This window comes from Ruegeria sp. N8, from assembly GCF_056531325.1.
Window position 1 is genome coordinate 122,442 of record NZ_JBQFLQ010000007.1, and the last position, 15,333, is coordinate 137,774.

General features: G+C 56.8%; 15 protein-coding genes. 13 read left to right on the forward strand and 2 right to left on the reverse strand.

Translation table 11 applies throughout. The features are described from left to right. The first annotated feature begins 46 nt into the window (after positions 1-46). The 13 genes from urtB (at position 47) to ACR0C5_RS14470 (ending at position 13,673) form a co-directional block, all read left to right on the forward strand. Positions 47-1,999 carry an urea ABC transporter permease subunit UrtB gene (gene urtB, locus ACR0C5_RS14410; protein ID WP_480877500.1) on the forward strand — a complete coding sequence of 651 codons (1,953 nt, stop codon included), beginning with the start codon at positions 47-49 and terminating at the stop codon, positions 1,997-1,999. Between the two features lie 3 nt (positions 2,000-2,002). Next, positions 2,003-3,232 carry an urea ABC transporter permease subunit UrtC gene (urtC, locus tag ACR0C5_RS14415; RefSeq protein ID WP_480877502.1) on the forward strand — a complete coding sequence of 410 codons (1,230 nt, stop codon included), beginning with the start codon at positions 2,003-2,005 and terminating at the stop codon, positions 3,230-3,232. Then, positions 3,229-3,969: an urea ABC transporter ATP-binding protein UrtD gene (gene urtD, locus ACR0C5_RS14420; protein WP_170773791.1), complete on the forward strand. Its 741-nt coding sequence runs from the start codon at positions 3,229-3,231 to the stop codon at positions 3,967-3,969. The genes urtC and urtD overlap by 4 nt, the downstream gene beginning before the upstream one ends. 3 nt (positions 3,970-3,972) lie before the next feature. Then, on the forward strand, positions 3,973-4,668 hold the full coding sequence (gene urtE, locus ACR0C5_RS14425; protein WP_170786955.1) for an urea ABC transporter ATP-binding subunit UrtE: 696 nt from the start codon (positions 3,973-3,975) through the stop codon (positions 4,666-4,668). Between the two features lie 299 nt (positions 4,669-4,967). After that, positions 4,968-5,162: a Flp family type IVb pilin gene (locus ACR0C5_RS14430; RefSeq protein ID WP_170790673.1), complete on the forward strand. Its 195-nt coding sequence runs from the start codon at positions 4,968-4,970 to the stop codon at positions 5,160-5,162. Between the two features lie 255 nt (positions 5,163-5,417). Further along, a complete protein-coding gene (cpaB, locus tag ACR0C5_RS14435) occupies positions 5,418-6,305 on the forward strand; it encodes a Flp pilus assembly protein CpaB (protein WP_170790675.1) in 888 nt (295 codons plus the stop codon). A 28-nt stretch (positions 6,306-6,333) separates the two neighbouring features. Beyond that, positions 6,334-7,851, forward strand: a complete 1,518-nt coding sequence (locus ACR0C5_RS14440; protein WP_170773800.1) for a pilus assembly protein TadG-related protein — start codon at positions 6,334-6,336, stop codon at positions 7,849-7,851. Then, positions 7,848-8,339, forward strand: a complete 492-nt coding sequence (locus ACR0C5_RS14445; protein ID WP_480877505.1) for a TadE/TadG family type IV pilus assembly protein — start codon at positions 7,848-7,850, stop codon at positions 8,337-8,339. Before ACR0C5_RS14440 ends, ACR0C5_RS14445 begins: the two co-directional genes overlap by 4 nt. After that, positions 8,336-8,974, forward strand: a complete 639-nt coding sequence (locus ACR0C5_RS14450) for a TadE/TadG family type IV pilus assembly protein (protein ID WP_480877507.1) — start codon at positions 8,336-8,338, stop codon at positions 8,972-8,974. The genes ACR0C5_RS14445 and ACR0C5_RS14450 overlap by 4 nt, the downstream gene beginning before the upstream one ends. An 11-nt stretch (positions 8,975-8,985) precedes the next feature. Then, positions 8,986-10,191 carry a CpaE/TadZ family protein gene (locus tag ACR0C5_RS14455; RefSeq protein WP_170773806.1) on the forward strand — a complete coding sequence of 402 codons (1,206 nt, stop codon included), beginning with the start codon at positions 8,986-8,988 and terminating at the stop codon, positions 10,189-10,191. A gap of 47 nt (positions 10,192-10,238) precedes the next feature. Continuing rightward, positions 10,239-11,636, forward strand: a complete 1,398-nt coding sequence (locus ACR0C5_RS14460) for a TadA family conjugal transfer-associated ATPase (RefSeq protein WP_480877509.1) — start codon at positions 10,239-10,241, stop codon at positions 11,634-11,636. 15 nt (positions 11,637-11,651) lie between these two features. After that, complete coding sequence (locus ACR0C5_RS14465) at positions 11,652-12,677, forward strand: type II secretion system F family protein (RefSeq protein WP_480877511.1); 1,026 nt, start codon at positions 11,652-11,654, stop codon at positions 12,675-12,677. Between the two features lie 12 nt (positions 12,678-12,689). Further along, positions 12,690-13,673 carry a type II secretion system F family protein gene (locus tag ACR0C5_RS14470; RefSeq protein ID WP_170773813.1) on the forward strand — a complete coding sequence of 328 codons (984 nt, stop codon included), beginning with the start codon at positions 12,690-12,692 and terminating at the stop codon, positions 13,671-13,673. Here the strand turns inward: ACR0C5_RS14470 and ACR0C5_RS14475 are convergent. Together ACR0C5_RS14475 and ACR0C5_RS14480 are read right to left on the reverse strand one after the other, a co-directional pair. After that, positions 13,670-14,155 (reverse strand): A24 family peptidase, encoded by a 486-nt coding sequence (locus tag ACR0C5_RS14475; protein ID WP_170773815.1) that lies wholly within the window; start codon positions 14,153-14,155, stop codon positions 13,670-13,672. The genes ACR0C5_RS14470 and ACR0C5_RS14475 overlap by 4 nt on opposite strands. Beyond that, positions 14,155-15,003, reverse strand: coding sequence for a response regulator transcription factor (locus ACR0C5_RS14480; RefSeq protein WP_480877513.1), 849 nt, complete (start codon positions 15,001-15,003; stop codon positions 14,155-14,157). Before ACR0C5_RS14480 ends, ACR0C5_RS14475 begins: the two co-directional genes overlap by 1 nt. Positions 15,004-15,333 lie beyond the last annotated feature (330 nt).

Consider the following 15,333-nt stretch of genomic DNA (forward strand, 5'->3'; position numbering starts at 1 on the left):
GGTGTGATCGCCCGCCTTGCCCTTAAGACACCTCGGGTTTCTCTACATGTTACGACTATTCCTTGCGGGCCTCGCAATCCTGTGCGCCTGCCTGACGGCCAACGCGCAAGAGGGCGGTCTGCAACCGATCCTGCAAGAGCATCAGGAGATCATCGCCAAAAGCTCGCGCAAGACGATCGGACCGGCGATTGAAGCGATTGCCAGCAGCGGGTTGCCGCAAGCGCAGGTCATGCTTGAGACGTGGGCCGCCAAAAACGTGTGGATGCGCAAGTCCGATGGCCTGTTCTTTGCCGGCAAAAAGGGTGAAGGGCGTTCATATGAGCTGACCGATTTCGACACCGGAGAGGTCGTCGGGACGTTTGAGAAATCCGACCTGAAACAGTTGAAACCCAATAGCGGCATCCGCGCGATGATCGGCACGGCACTGGTACAATTCCAACTGACCGACCCGGATCGTGCAAAACGACTGGCCGCTTTGACGTCTATCCAACGCGATCCCGAGGGCGCTCTGCTTGAGCCGCTGCGCGCGTCGATTGATGGCGAACCCGATGCCGATCTGAAAGCGCAGAAGCAACGCCTCGAGCGGTTGCTGACCATCGGCTACGACGAAGATACTGAAGCCCGTGTGGTCGCGATCGAGGAGATGTCCGACGATCTGGGTGTGGACGTGCGCGCGGCTTTGAACCCTCTGGTCGTGACCAGGCTGCAAACGGCGACAGATTTACCTTCGGATGTGAATATCGCCGGTGTACTGCAACCGGGCTCGAATGACCTGTCGCGTGATGCCGCCTATGATCTGTTGGTCGCCGGTGACCTAGCCAAACCCCGTGTATCGCCCGATGACATCCGCACGGCGCTGGCCGCCAATATAGACGGAGGCCGCGTGGGCGGTGTTCCGGTTGCGCAACTGACCACTGACGCCGCCCGGGCGCAGGCTTATGCGGCATTGGCCGAAGCCGGAACTGTCCCCGCGTTGATCACGCAGACTGACATCGACGCAGCGCTGGGTGCGCATGTGTTCTTTGAAACCTATGCAGAGCCGTCGGGCGAAGTCACAGCCGCCGCCGAAAAGGCGTTGGACCAGATCGAGCTAAAAGTCGGCCTGAACCAGACCCTCGACCTGACGCTGGACGCGATTTCTCTGGCTTCGATCTATTTCCTCGCCGCTATCGGTCTTGCCATCACCTTCGGCGTGATGGGCGTGATCAACATGGCCCATGGCGAGTTCATCATGATGGGCGCCTATACCGGCTATGTGGTGCAGCAGTTTATCCCCGACCATACGCTGTCGATCATCGTCGCCATCCCGATGGCCTTTGCCGTCACTTTCGCCATGGGCGTCGCGATGGAGCGGCTGGTGATCCGTTGGCTTTATTCTCGCCCGCTGGAGACTCTGCTGGCGACGTTTGGTATCTCTATTGCGCTGCAACAACTGGCCAAGAACATCTTTGGCACGCAGGCCCGCCCACTGACTGCACCGGGCTGGCTGGACGGAGCATGGGTGCTGAACGATGTGGTCTCGATCAGTTACATCCGTATCGCGATCTTCGTTCTGGCGATGATCTTTCTGGGACTGTTCCTGTACATCATGAAACGCACGCGGCTGGGGCTTGAGATGCGCGCCGTCACGCAGAACCCGCGCATGGCCGGGTCGATGGGCATCAACCCGGGGCGGGTGAACATGCTGACCTTTGGCCTCGGCTCGGGCATCGCCGGGATCGCGGGGGTTGCGATTGGGTTGTTCGCCAAGGTCACGTCCGACTTAGGCAGCGATTATATCGTGCAAAGCTTCATGACCGTGGTTGTCGGGGGTGTCGGCAACATCTGGGGTGCTCTGGCTGGTGCGGGCATGATCGGCTTCCTGCAAAAGGGGATCGAGTGGATGAACCCGTCGAATACCCTTGCAGCGCAGACCTACATGATCATCTTCATCATCATTTTCATCCAGTTCCGGCCAAGGGGCATCATCGCCCTCAAAGGCCGCGCGGCGGGGGATTGAGCCATGGAACGCAGCTTTGTTGCCAAAAACCCCTCGGTACTGGTCTTTCTGGCCATCCTGTCCCTGTTCACTTTGGGCGTCACCGTCCTGTCCGAAGGGTTCGGGATCGGCGTGATCTCGACCAGTTTCGTCAAGACGCTGGGCAAAACCCTGTGCCTTTGCCTGATTGCCGTAGCAATGGATCTGGTCTGGGGCTTCACCGGCATCCTTTCTCTGGGCCATTTCGCCTTTTTCGGGTTGGGCGGCTACATGATCGGCATGTGGCTGATGTATGAACGCACGCGGCTGATCGTCGTCGAGTCACTGTCGCAAGCCGAAATCCCTCCGACGTCATCCGAGGTCGTGGACGCCATCGGCACGCAGATCTTCGGTGTGGTCGGGTCGTCCGAGTTCCCGTTGATCTGGGCCTTCTCGGACAGCCTGTTCCTGCAGCTGGTACTGGTGGTGCTGGTACCGGGCCTGCTGGCGCTGATCTTTGGTTGGCTGGCGTTCCGCAGTCGGGTGACGGGCGTCTACCTGTCGATCCTGACCCAAGCGATGACTTTGGCACTGGCGCTGTACCTGTTTCAGAACGACAGTGGCTTGCGCGGCAACAATGGCCTGTCGGGCCTACAGAACCTGCCGGGTGTCACCGTCTCGCAGGACGTGGTGTCGATCTGGTTCCTTTGGGCCTCGGCACTGGCCTTGGGGCTGGGCTATTTGCTGGCGGCATGGGTGGTGTCGGGCAAGTTCGGCTCGGTCATTCGCGGCATCCGCGATAACGAGGCGCGGGTGCGGTTCCTCGGCTATTCGGTCGAGGTCTACAAGCTGGCCGTCTTCACTCTGACCGCCTGCATCGCCGCCATCGCGGGCGCACTCTATTATCCGCAGGCGGGCATTATCAACCCCGAGGAGATGGCCCCCATCGCCTCGATCTATCTGGCCGTTTGGGTCGCCATCGGTGGGCGCGGTCGCCTGTACGGTGCCGTCATCGGCGCGGCGTTCGTCAGTCTGCTTAGCACATGGTTCACCGGCGGGCAGGCCCCGGACATCCCGCTGGGCTTCTATACAATCAAATGGGTTGACTGGTGGCAGGTGCTGCTGGGCGTGTCCTTCGTGCTGGTCACACTGTTCGCCCCACAAGGGATCGGGGGGCTGTTCGACCTCTGGACCAACCGCAGGGCACCGCAGCGCCACGGTGCGGCCCTGGGGCCTGATGAAAGCGCGTTGCGCGAAAAGGAGGCCGCGGAATGAGCACTCTGCTAGAAGTCAGCGGCGTTTCCGTCACCTTTGATGGGTTCCGCGCCATCAACAACCTGTCGTTCCAGATCGGCAACGCGGAACTGCGCGCCGTGATCGGGCCGAACGGTGCGGGCAAGACCACTTTCATGGATATCGTCACCGGCAAGACACGTCCTGACGAAGGCCGCGTCATCTGGGGCGAGAAATCCGTTTCCCTGCTGCGCATGAGTGAGGCCAAGATCGCGCAGGCCGGGATCGGGCGGAAATTCCAGAAACCCACCGTGTTCGAAGATCAGAGCGTGCAGGAAAACCTGCTGATGGCGCTGAAGAACAAACGCGGATGGTTGGGCGTGCTGTTCTACCGCCCTTCAAAGGGCGATCTGGAGAAAGTCGAGGAACTGGCCGCCGAGATCGGCTTGAAGGACGAGTTGACCCGCAAATCGGGCGAACTCAGCCACGGGCAGAAGCAATGGCTTGAGATTGGGATGCTTCTGGCACAGGAGCCGCGCTTGCTTTTGGTAGACGAACCCGCTGCCGGGATGACCCCGCAGGAACGCGAACACACCACCGATCTTCTGGTGCAGGCCGCGAAAACCCGCGCCGTGGTTGTGGTGGAGCATGATATGGAGTTTGTCCGCCGTTTGAACTGCAAGGTGACTGTGTTGCACGAGGGCTCGGTTCTGGCCGAGGGGTCCTTGGACCACGTGACATCAAATCAGGACGTCATCGACGTTTATCTGGGGCGCTAGGCGATGCTGAAACTGAACGATCTGACCCTGCACTACGGGCATTCGCAAATCCTGCACGGTGTTTCGATGCAAGCCGCGCAGGGTGAGGTGACCTGCGTGATGGGCACCAATGGTGTCGGAAAGACCAGCCTGATCAAGGCAATCTCGGGCACGCATCCCCGCTCTGGCGGTACGCTGGAGCTGAATGGTGAGGCCCTCCCGCCCTTTCCGGCACATAAAATGGCGTGGAAGGGGGTGGCATACGTTCCCCAGGGGCGCGAGATCTTTCCCCTGCTGACTGTGCGCGAAAATCTGGAAACTGGCTTTGCCTGCCTGCCGTCCAGCGAACACTTTATCCCCGATGAGATTTTCGACTTGTTCCCGGTTCTCAAGAAAATGCAGAACCGCCGCGGAGGTGATCTGTCAGGTGGCCAGCAACAACAACTCGCCATCGCACGTGCCCTGATCACCAAACCCAGCCTGCTGCTGCTGGATGAACCTACCGAGGGTATTCAGCCCAACATCATCCAGCAGATCGGTGAGGTCATTCGCCATCTGCGCTCTAGAGGTGAGATGGCGATCGTTCTGGTCGAGCAGTATTTCGATTTCGCCTATGACCTCGCCGACCGCTTCGTTGTTCTGAGGCGCGGTGAGATTTTGATGCAGGGATCGCGGCAGGAGTTGTCGCGCGAGCAGGTCCTGCAAGGCGTGACCGTGTAGCACACCCAATCCGCGAATTGGGGGCAAATGTGGCCGATCTGTGTCCTCAGATCGGCCATAAATGTGTTTGCGGTGTGAAATAAGCGGGAATCACCGGTCGAATCGCTGATTCAACGCAAGAGCAAGGTCACAAATCCGCCTTAAACGACAAAAAATTCCCGTTATACGGGAAAACCTTTTCGTTTGTGGGGAGGCTCTAAAGGTTCACGGCTGGTAAACATTTTATTAACGGGGATGCTGCCTGGTACCTCGTAAGCGTGCGGATTTCGCACTTGGTAAAACAGTCTGGAGTAAAAATTATGTCGAAAACTATTCGCAAGTTCTTTCTGAAGCTGCGTAAAGACGAGCGCGGTGCGACCCTGGTTGAATATGGTATCGCCCTGCTGGTTGCGATCGTTGCCGGTGGCGGTGTTCTGATCACCGTTGCGCAGAGCACCAGCTCGAACTTCACTGAAGCTAACGGTTCGATCACCAACCGTACTCCGTCGCCGTAAGCGATAAGTTGCAACGGTTGCGTGAGCCGCTGTTTCTCGGTGTGTTAAGCAACTGGCCGCTCTAGGTTGCAAAGTCGGGTTTGACCTAGGCTTTGAAATAGCGGACCGAAAAACTCCAGCTTTCCCAGCTTTGCGCTGGGTAAGTTGGCCTACAAAGACCCAAAATTGCGTCAGTTTGAACGCTGATTTACTCAGTTTGATTGAACATCGCCCAAACCTGACAGCCAAAGCTCACTTCGGAAATTGGAGGGCAACATGCGCATTAAATCTTTATTGATGACTATCTTCGGTGTCGGCCTTGCTGGAGGCGCAGTTTTCTGGGCCCAGGACCAGCTGGCACGGAATCAAGCTGCTGCAGTAGACGCGAGCATCGTTCGCGTTGTTGCTGTTTCAGAAGACATCCCGTTTGGAAATCCGATTGAAGGCCACAAGTTAACCACTATCGAATGGCCCGCTGAGTCGGTCCCCGTTGGAGTGTTCACGAGTTTTGATGACGTGCTGCCAGCCGCAGGCGGGGAGCCGCGCCGGGCCAAGCGTGCGCTGGCGCAGGGTGAAATCCTGCTTGCTTCGAAAGTTTCGGAATTCGGAGAAAAAGTCACCATCGTTCAGACGATCGGTGAAGGCAATCGCGCGATGGCGATTAATGTCAACGCGCAGTCGGGCGTTGGTGGATTTGTCACGCCGGGTGACTTCGTGGATGTTGTTCTTACACGCGGCACAGATGAATCGCTGCGTGCCTTGACCATCCTTCAAAATATCCGCGTCATTGGTGTTGACCAAAAGGCTGATGAAGAGATCGACCAGCCCGGTATCGCGCGGACCGTCACCGTTGAGGTGACGCCGGAACAAAGCCAGCGGCTGGCTTTGGCGCAAAAAGCCGGACAGCTTAGCCTGTCTCTGCGTTCACTGGATGAGACTGAAAATAAACCTCTTGAGGCCGTTCGCCTCAGCGACATCCTGCTGGAAAAATCACCAGTCGAAGACGGTGCCCCGCAACCTGTTGTGAAAGTGCGCCGCGGTATTTCGGATATTCAGGAAGAAAAAGTGACAATTACGGCAACCGACGACGAGGTGCCGGAAGTTGAAATCACAGCATCCGAAGAAGAGGTCCCGGTCACGGATACATCAAGCACCGTGAATTGATACCAGTCAGGGTCAGGGAGGGTTAACGATGACTTTTGTTTCCAAGTTCAAGAAAGAAGAAGACGGAACGATCCTGATTTTTGTGGCACTTTGCCTGGCTATGATCCTCGGCTTCGCCGCCCTGACCTTTGACCTTGGCCGTATGGCCTCGACCCAGACCGACCTGCAGTCTTATGCCGACCATGTGGCTTTGGCCGCTGCGGGTGAGCTTGACGGCAATGCAGACGCAATTACCCGCGCTCGTACAGCCGCCGAGAACATGATCGCGGATCGCCAGTTCTTTGCCGATGGGGATCAGACGCTGGACTCGGCTGCCGATTTCAGCCTGCGCTTTCTGACCGGTTTGCCGGACCCTGCTGTCGACCCGGATGATGATGACGCGGTAGACGGGTTTTTGACCAACGATGCGAGTGCAGCCATCATGGTCGAGGTGCAAGCAACGCCGCGAACCGTTTTCCTGCCTTTTGCCCGTGGATTGGCAACGTTGTTGGGTGCTGCGGTTCCCAATGAACAAGTCGGAGCGACAGCGATTGCTGGGTATACGGGATTTGCCTGCGACGTGACCCCCTTGATGTTTTGCATTCCGGGCGGCTGGACGGCTAACGCAAATGTCGGTCAGGCTATCCAGTTGCGTACCGGTGGCAACGACTCGGCCTGGGGTCCTGGAAACTTCGGCTTTCTTGACCCTCAAGATATTGGGATCAATCCCAACGGCCCCTGTGCGGGTTTGAATGGATCAAGCCTTTATATCTGTCTTATCGCCGCCGAGGGCAACTTGACTAAGTGTGTGTCGCAGCGTGGGGTGGACACGGAACCGGGGCAACGGAACGGTATTGGTTCGGCCATCTATAACTCTCGTTTTGATTTATTCCTCGCAACGATGAACAGCTTGCGGAATGATCCGGCCTATGCCCCTGGTCCTCAAGTTATTGCTGGGTGGGAGAATCCGACCGGCCAGTGCTTGAAAAACAATCCAACGATTTCAGATGACACCATGCCGTTCCCGCGCGACGACTGTTTTGATGCCGGAAACTGCGCCACATTGGTGCCCGAAGGTGCCGGCCGCTTCGGTGATGGGGACTGGGATGATGGGAGAGCCGCCTATTTGGCGACGAACTATGGTACTGGAACAGACCCTTTAAACCCGCTGCAACCGCATCCGCTGATTGCTGATGGGACCATAAGCTTGCCTACCGGCAACACGCGCTACCAGATGTATCTGGATGAGATTACCAAGTTCGCTGGCCGTGACATTCTTGAGGGACGCAGTGAAACGGGTCGTCGGCAATGTGCGAGCACAACGAACCCTGACCCTGATCGCCGCACATTCATCGCCGCCGCTATCGATTGCGATGCCAATCCAGTTGTAGGTCGCGCCGTAGACGTGCCGGTGCAGGAATTCGTAAAAGTCTTTCTGATCCAGCCACTGGAGCAAACCTCGGGAACTGATTTCGATATCTACGTCGAAGTGGTCGAACAGGTCGGTGGCGCCGGAACCGGTATTGACGAAGGTATCTTCCGCGATGTCGTGAGGTTGTACCGGTGAAACGTTTGCTGTCCCATATCACTCGCTTCAAGCGCTGCGAATCCGGTGCCCCAATGGTTGAATTCGCCATGGTCATGCCCTTGATCCTGCTGTTTCTGGCCGTGATTATTGAAGGCGGCCGGATCACCTGGATCCATCAGGTGACTTCGGCAGGGGTGCGTGATGCTTCGCGCATGATTGCCCGAATTGCACCGCTGGATCTGTGCGCGGCTGGCACAGTCGGAACCTATGACGCGCTGGCAACGGACATTGTTCAGAACCAGCTGGGCGGGTCGACTGTCATCCCCGGAGGCGCGACACTTCTGGACGTCACGCCGACCTGCATTTCGCGTTCTGGAACCTATCGGCTTGACCCGACCTCGGTGGTCGAAGTTACCGCCGATGTGCGCATAGATCTGATTTTCGGCGGAATCTTCGACTTCTTTGGTGATGGGGTTGGCCCGCTGAATATCCAAATCGCGGATCAAAGCAGGGTGTATGGCGTATGAATCGGGTTCCACATATCCTTCAAGCCGTTGCCCGCAATCAGCGTGGTGCCGCTTTGGTCGAGCTGGCAATCGTTATTCCGTTGTTTCTGTTTCTGATTTTCGGGGTCGTTGACTACGGACGTCTGTACTGGTCGACAACAGCGGCGCAAAAAGCGATGCACACGGCCGCCCGTTTGGCGACGGTGGGTCCGCCGCAATGCGGGGCGCTGCCTGCAACACATACTCTTTCCAACGGTGCTCCTGCAAATACAAGATTTGGTGCTCTGTGCCGCAACGGCGGCATCTGCGCCGTGCCCAACCTGCCTGCGCCCTGCACGCTGGATACCTCAACCCCATACGGCGCGCGCATCTGGAACCAGATCGGTCCGCTGCTGCCGCCCGGTACAGGCCCACAGAACGTTCAGTTCACCTATTCGCATGATACCCGTCTGGGTTTCCTGGGTGGCCCCTATACTCCGGTTGTGACGGCCGATCTGATCAATGTCGATTTCAATTTCGTAATGCCGCTGGCTGGTCTGGCTGCGTTGGCCTCGGGCAATCCGGCGGTCACGTCCAATACCCCGAACAGTATTTCCCTTCCCGCGATGAGCACTTCGGTTCCTGCCGAAGACCTGGCTGTCGGGGCGGTAGAGTAAGGAGTAAGATAATGAATTCCAAGCAGATTTCAGTGTTTTTGATTTCGCCCGATGAAGAGATTTACTCGGCTATCGAAGGGTCTCTGGCGGATCAGGAGAATTGCAGCTTTACTGGTCGGAAAGAAACGGTGTCCGGCGTCAATGGAAAGGCCGCAAACCTTGCGTCTTTGCATGATGTTGTCCTGTTCGATGTCGAAGATGACGCCGATGGTGCGTTGAAGACGGCGCAGAATATCTGCGATGCGCGGATGCCAAACGCCATCATCATCGCACTGGCCCCCGAAGATCTGCCGCTGGAAAAGGCGCGGCAGCTCACGAAGCTGGGCGTGGACGAGGTTTTGCCCCGCAAAGCCATCAATGAAGAAATCGTGCCGCAGGTGGATGCAATCCGCAACCGCCGTCAGGCGCAACTGCCCACCGTTTGGAGTGGACATGCAACGCTCGGCAAGGTGATCGCGGTTGCCAAGTCGCGTGGCGGCGTCGGCTCTTCGCTGGTGGCCGCGAATATGGCCAACGAGTTGCAGGCCAAAGAGGGTTTCTTCAAGAAGAAAGCGACCAACGAGGTTGCGGTTGTGGATCTGGATTTCCAGTTCGGCTCGATCGCGGCGCTGATGGACGTGGAAGAAAGCGACGCGATGTGGCGCATGGCGATGGATGAAAGCATCCCCGACGGTGCGTTTCTGGAACAGGCTATGGTCAAGGCACCCTGCGGTGTTGACGTTCTGGCTGCACCCTCGCGCTACGGCCCGCTGTCAGCCATTCAGGAAGACCAGATCACGGCAATTCTGGATAACCTGAAGCGGACTCATGACTATGTGGTCGTCGATCTGCCGCGGGCCCTGGTGGAATGGATCACTCCGGTGCTGACACAGGCCGACAGGCTGTATCTGGTCACGGATGTCGCCGTCCCGTCGGTGCGGTCGGCCCGCAAACTGATGGATTTCTATCAAAGCGAGAACCCCGCCATCGATATCCAACTTGTGGCGAGCCTTGAAAAGAAACCTCTGTTGCCCGCAGCCCATCACCGCGCAGCGGCGAAGTTGCTGGAACAGGATTTTGCCCATTGGGTGCCCAAGGATGACCGCACGGTTCGTGAATCAGTGGACCGGGGCATCCCGTTGCAAGATGTTTCCAACCGTGCGCCAGCAACGCGAGCAATCAAGAAACTGGCCGATGACGCGCGCGCTGCTATGCCGCCGCGTGTTAACAACTCGTAATCGCATATCCGCAGACGTGAAGTGAATAGTAGTAAAGGTTTAAGAACATGTTTCGTGAATTTGACAGGACTGGTCGCACAACTTCGAACGCCGCGAAGGTCGTTCCGCTGGATACGAAGCAGGTTTCTGATAAAGCTTCGGATAACGTTGTGTTTGAAGCCGAGAAATTGGCGACCAAGCATGCCAGAGAGATGGACCGCATCGATCTGAAAGCGCGGATGCACAATTCGCTGCTGGACAAGCTGAACCTGGCGGTGATCGACAAAGTTGAAGAAGACACGCTGCGCGGTGAGATCGGCAAACACGCCACCGAACTGTTGCGCCACGAAGGCCGCGCCATGCGCAGCGAAGAGGTCAAGCAACTGGTCGAAGAGCTGATGCATGAGGTTTTGGGCCTTGGCCCGCTCGAGCCATTGCTTGCCGATCCGACGATCAACGATATCCTCGTCAACGGTCATCAACAGATTTTTGTGGAACGCTCTGGTATTCTTGAGAAAACCTCGGCCCGGTTCCGGGATGAGCGTCATCTTCTGCGCATCATCGACAAGATCGTCAGCCGCGTAGGTCGCCGCATCGACGAACGTCAGCCTTGGGTGGACGCGCGTCTTGAGGATGGCAGCCGTGTGAACGCGATCATTCGGCCCTGTGCGTTGGACGGCCCGGCCCTGTCCATCCGTAAGTTTGCCCGCGTACCGCTGACCATGCAGCGCCTTGTGAACAATGGCGCGCTGAATGAAAGTGCTGCGGCGCTGCTGCAAGGGCTGGTCGAAGCCAAGATGAACATTCTGATCTCGGGCGGTACCGGGTCCGGTAAAACGACGATGCTGAACGCTCTTTCGACTTATATTGGTGGAAACGAGCGGATCGTGACCATCGAAGACGCCGCTGAATTGCAACTGCAACAGGAACATGTGCTGCGCATGGAAACTCGCCCTGCTGGTTTGGATGGAACCGGTGCTGTTGCGCAGCGTGATCTGGTTCGAAATGCGCTGCGGATGCGTCCCGATCGTATCGTGGTGGGCGAGGTACGTGGTTCTGAAGCGTTCGACATGTTGCAGGCCATGAACACCGGCCATGATGGCTCGATGACGACGGTTCACGCTAACAGCCCGCGCGACGCGCTGTCGCGTGTAGAGCAGATGGTTCAGATGGGTGGTATGGAACTGCCGCACTCGGCCATCCGCGCGACCATCGCGTCGGCCATCCACTTCGTGTTGCAGCTTAACCGTCTGTCCGACGGGACCCGCCGCGTCACTTCGATCGCAGAAGTGACCGGTATGGAAGGTGAGATCGTCACCATGCAGGATATCTTTGTCTTCAAACGCGAAGGCAAGGACGAGAACGGTAAGGTTAAGGGGCGCTTCATACCAACGGGCATCCGCCCGAAATCAAGCGATGCGCTGGCCGCTGCGGGTATCGATCTGTCCTCGATCCAGTTCAATTAAGGGAGGACCGGCAAAATGGAACAGCTTCGCGCATTCATCGAGAACCTGGACCTCAGCGCAATTGTTGGTCCGGAAATGGAAGTCGCCGGATTTGATGTTCGGTTCGTGCTGGCCTTGGCCATCTTTGTCGGTGCATTGATCGCTTTCGAAGGGATCCGGCAGTTTGCCCGCCGTGGTGAAAACCGGGACGAGGCGATCAATCGCCGTATCCAAATGCTGAACGAAGGCAAGACGGGGGAGGATGTCCTCAATCTGCTTAAACCTCAGGAGGCGCGTCCGTTCCTGCGCAACTTCCCCTTTGTGGGGGACTTGCCCGCCGCCTTAAAAGCAGCTGGCCTGAACATGGTGCCCGAGATGTTTCTGCTCGGGTGTGGTGTTGCCTTCCTGATCTGTGCCATTGGCGGCTCGACAATTGCGAACCCGATTCAAGTTGTGGCATTGTCCGCTTTCGTCTTCCTGATCGCTCCCTTGATGCTTTTGGGAGCGACTTTGAACCAGCGTAAGGCGAACCTGCTGAAACAGTTGCCGGATGCACTGGATCTGATGTCTCGGGGCTTGAAGGTTGGTCATCCTTTGAACACCACCCTGCAAAGTGTGGCAGAAGAAATGCCGGATCCGATTGGAACGGAATTTGGGTTGGTTGTCGATCAGGTTGCCTTTGGCGAAGAACTGACGACGGCCATGAAAAGTATGGCTGATCGGATTGATGAGGAAGACGTCCGGTACCTGGCCGTTGCGCTGATGATGCAGCATGGCACAGGCGGTGATCTCGCCGGAATTCTGCGGACCCTGGCCCGCGTGATCCGTGCACGACTTTCGTTGCGTCGCAAGATCAAGGCCATTTCGGCCGAAGGACGCATGACCGCCTATATCTTGTCCGCTATCCCGGTCGCAATTGCGGTATTCATGACGATCCTGACCCCATCTTACTATGGCGACGTTATGGACGCTCCAGCATTTTGGCCCGTCATGGGAGCCATTGCAGTGGCAATCGTCCTGAACGCCATCGTCATGTTCAGACTCGTGAATTTCCGGATATAAGGAGGATTTACGATGGAATTCATAAATTCTTTGCTTCAAAACAACATTGTTTTACAGATCCTGATTTTCGGCCTGGTTCTGATTGGCGCGGTTGTAGCCTTCTTCGGCATCTCATCCTCGTTGAGCGAACGGTCGACCGCAGCTGAGCGGATGCTGCCCAGTCGCCCACGTCAAAATCTGGCGCGCGCGAATATCGATCGAGGGGAAGACCCCGAGCCGACTGGCCTGAGCGCAGCGCTGATCCCGGCGGACGCCAGTGTTCGTTTCGAAGTTGGTCAGGTTCTGGCGCAATCCGGTTTCCGTGGCAAGAACGCGATCGCCGGCTACTATATGATCCGTCTGGGTCTGGCGACGTCTCTACCGTTGCTCTTTATCCTGCTGTTGAACTGGCAGCCGCCGACCAGATTTGGCGCGTCCATTTCAGAATATATGTCCGGCCTGGACCTGATCGCGATACTTCGCAACGTTGCATTGCTGTGCGGGCTGGGATTTTTTGGCCCACACTACTGGATGAACGCGCGCATCAAGGAGCGCCGTCGCAAGATGGAAAATGCGTTCCCGAACATGCTGGATCTTCTGCAGATCGGGGTTGAGGCTGGGATGGGCTTTGATCAGGCGTTGCTGAAAGTAGCCGTAGAGATGCAGTTGGTCTCTCCCGAGATGTCCGAAGAGATTTTGATTGCGCTCAGCGAAATTCAAGCTGGCCGCGACCGGGACACCGCATTGATGCGTATGGCCCGTCGGACTGGGATTGAGGAAATGAGCTCATTTGTGAGTGTCGTTCTGCAATCGACCCGCTTTGGTGTGCCGTTGGCTTCGGCTTTGACGACTTACGCAAACGAAATGCGGGAGTTGCGCGAGCTGCGAGCGCAGGAATTGGCCAACAAATTGCCGGTAAAGATGTCAGCGGTTATGGCATTCCTCATGCTGCCAGCGATTGCGGGTTTGATCCTTGCACCGATTTTCATCCGCTATGCTGAAGCGTTTGGGAACTAAACGTTGAAAACCGACATCGCAATCATGGCCAAGCCTGACGCCCCTATGGCGATGCCCATCGGAAACTCTCGTGATTGCGCTGTCGACTCGAATTTGGGGGACAAACGCTTGGCGTAGCGCCGAAAGAGGGACATCCCGATCAAACCCAGAGCCATGGCCGCGGAAAATACAATCATGTATGTGGGCACGACGCTTGGGGGCATGGCCAAAAAAATGACTGGCAACATCTTTGCGTCCCCTCCGCCCAGCCAGTTGATCGCAAATAGCCCCAGGCAGATAAGAAAACACGCCCCGCCGATTAGCAAACGGATCAGCAATTCGTTCCAGTCCAAGAAAGGGGCGGCGACAACGCATAGTGCTAGGCCAATTAAGCAGTATAGGTTCGGGATACGAAGTTGGGTGAAATCGGTCCATGCGATCGCCACGAACAGCGGGGCGAACAGCCAAAGCGAGATCCAGTTTTGCCAGTCTAGTTGTGGCATTAAGCCCTTGCTTGATGCTGTTTCCCATGCAGAGCTTCACGCTCTTCAACGGATACTAGCCGACGGGCCAGCATATGGAAGTTGTCCAGACCTGTTTTGGAATAGATATGCTTGAGGTGTGTCCTGACAGTAGCAGCGCCAATGTCCAACTCGGCGCCAATAGCCTGCGAGGACAATCCTCGAGATACCAGTACACAGACCCGCCACTCAGCCCGCGTCAGGCCAGTCGGGTTGTCGGTGCTGAGAATCGCAACGTTTTCCGTGCTACTTTTCCGAATGGTCGCGACCGACTGGCGCGACAGCGCTTCGGTTACCAGACCGGGACGGCGACTTTGGAATGTTTCGGACAATTGGGGTGCAATTTGTTCAATTGCCTCTTTGAAACCCGGTTCCGGGTTGCGCCCGAAATGCAGCTCCAAGAAGTCAATCTCACCGCCCTGGTGATCAAGACAGACAAACAGAATTTCCGAAAGGCTGCGATGTGAAATCCACTCGGTCAGGACGGGGGAAAGATCGCTCGGGTCTTCGCCATCTTCAACCAGACTAAAGACCGAGGCCCGCTTGGGCATATTGCGAAACGGCCCCAACGCGTCATTCGCGAAAGACAGGAATAGAGGACGGCAATGGGCAGGATCTCGGGTGTCAGCCCTGGCGGCAACGCGATGAGAACCCTTGTTCAGCCACAGACGGCTGATTACGGCGCATTCGGCGCCAAATGCTTCGGCAATACCATTCAGCGCGGCGTCCAATACAAGACCGCCCTGACTCCAATGAATGAAATTGATGATCGCTCTGGCATGTTGCGCGTTTGGCAGCCACGCACCGCTATGAGCTTTCCCCCCAATCATGAGTTACCGTTCCACACTGGTTAAAACAACTTACTGGCTAATGGCACGAATTGTATTTTCGCCTCAACCGATTCTTCAATAGTCCAAAAATCCTACCAATCGTACATGAACCGAAAATTAACAATACATAAATCCTGACTGTGCATCTAATCATGTGTCTTATTGGTCGTAAGTCGGAGACAAACGGTTGTAAAGTATCGAAATGTGTCTTTGGAAGTCTCAATCAGAGATGCGTTCTATGCCCAGATATGGCGGCTCTCGCGTTAAAATTTGAACAAAATGGTTGCCGTGGCGTCGTTTCTCAAAGCGAAAGGCAGTTGGCACAAACCT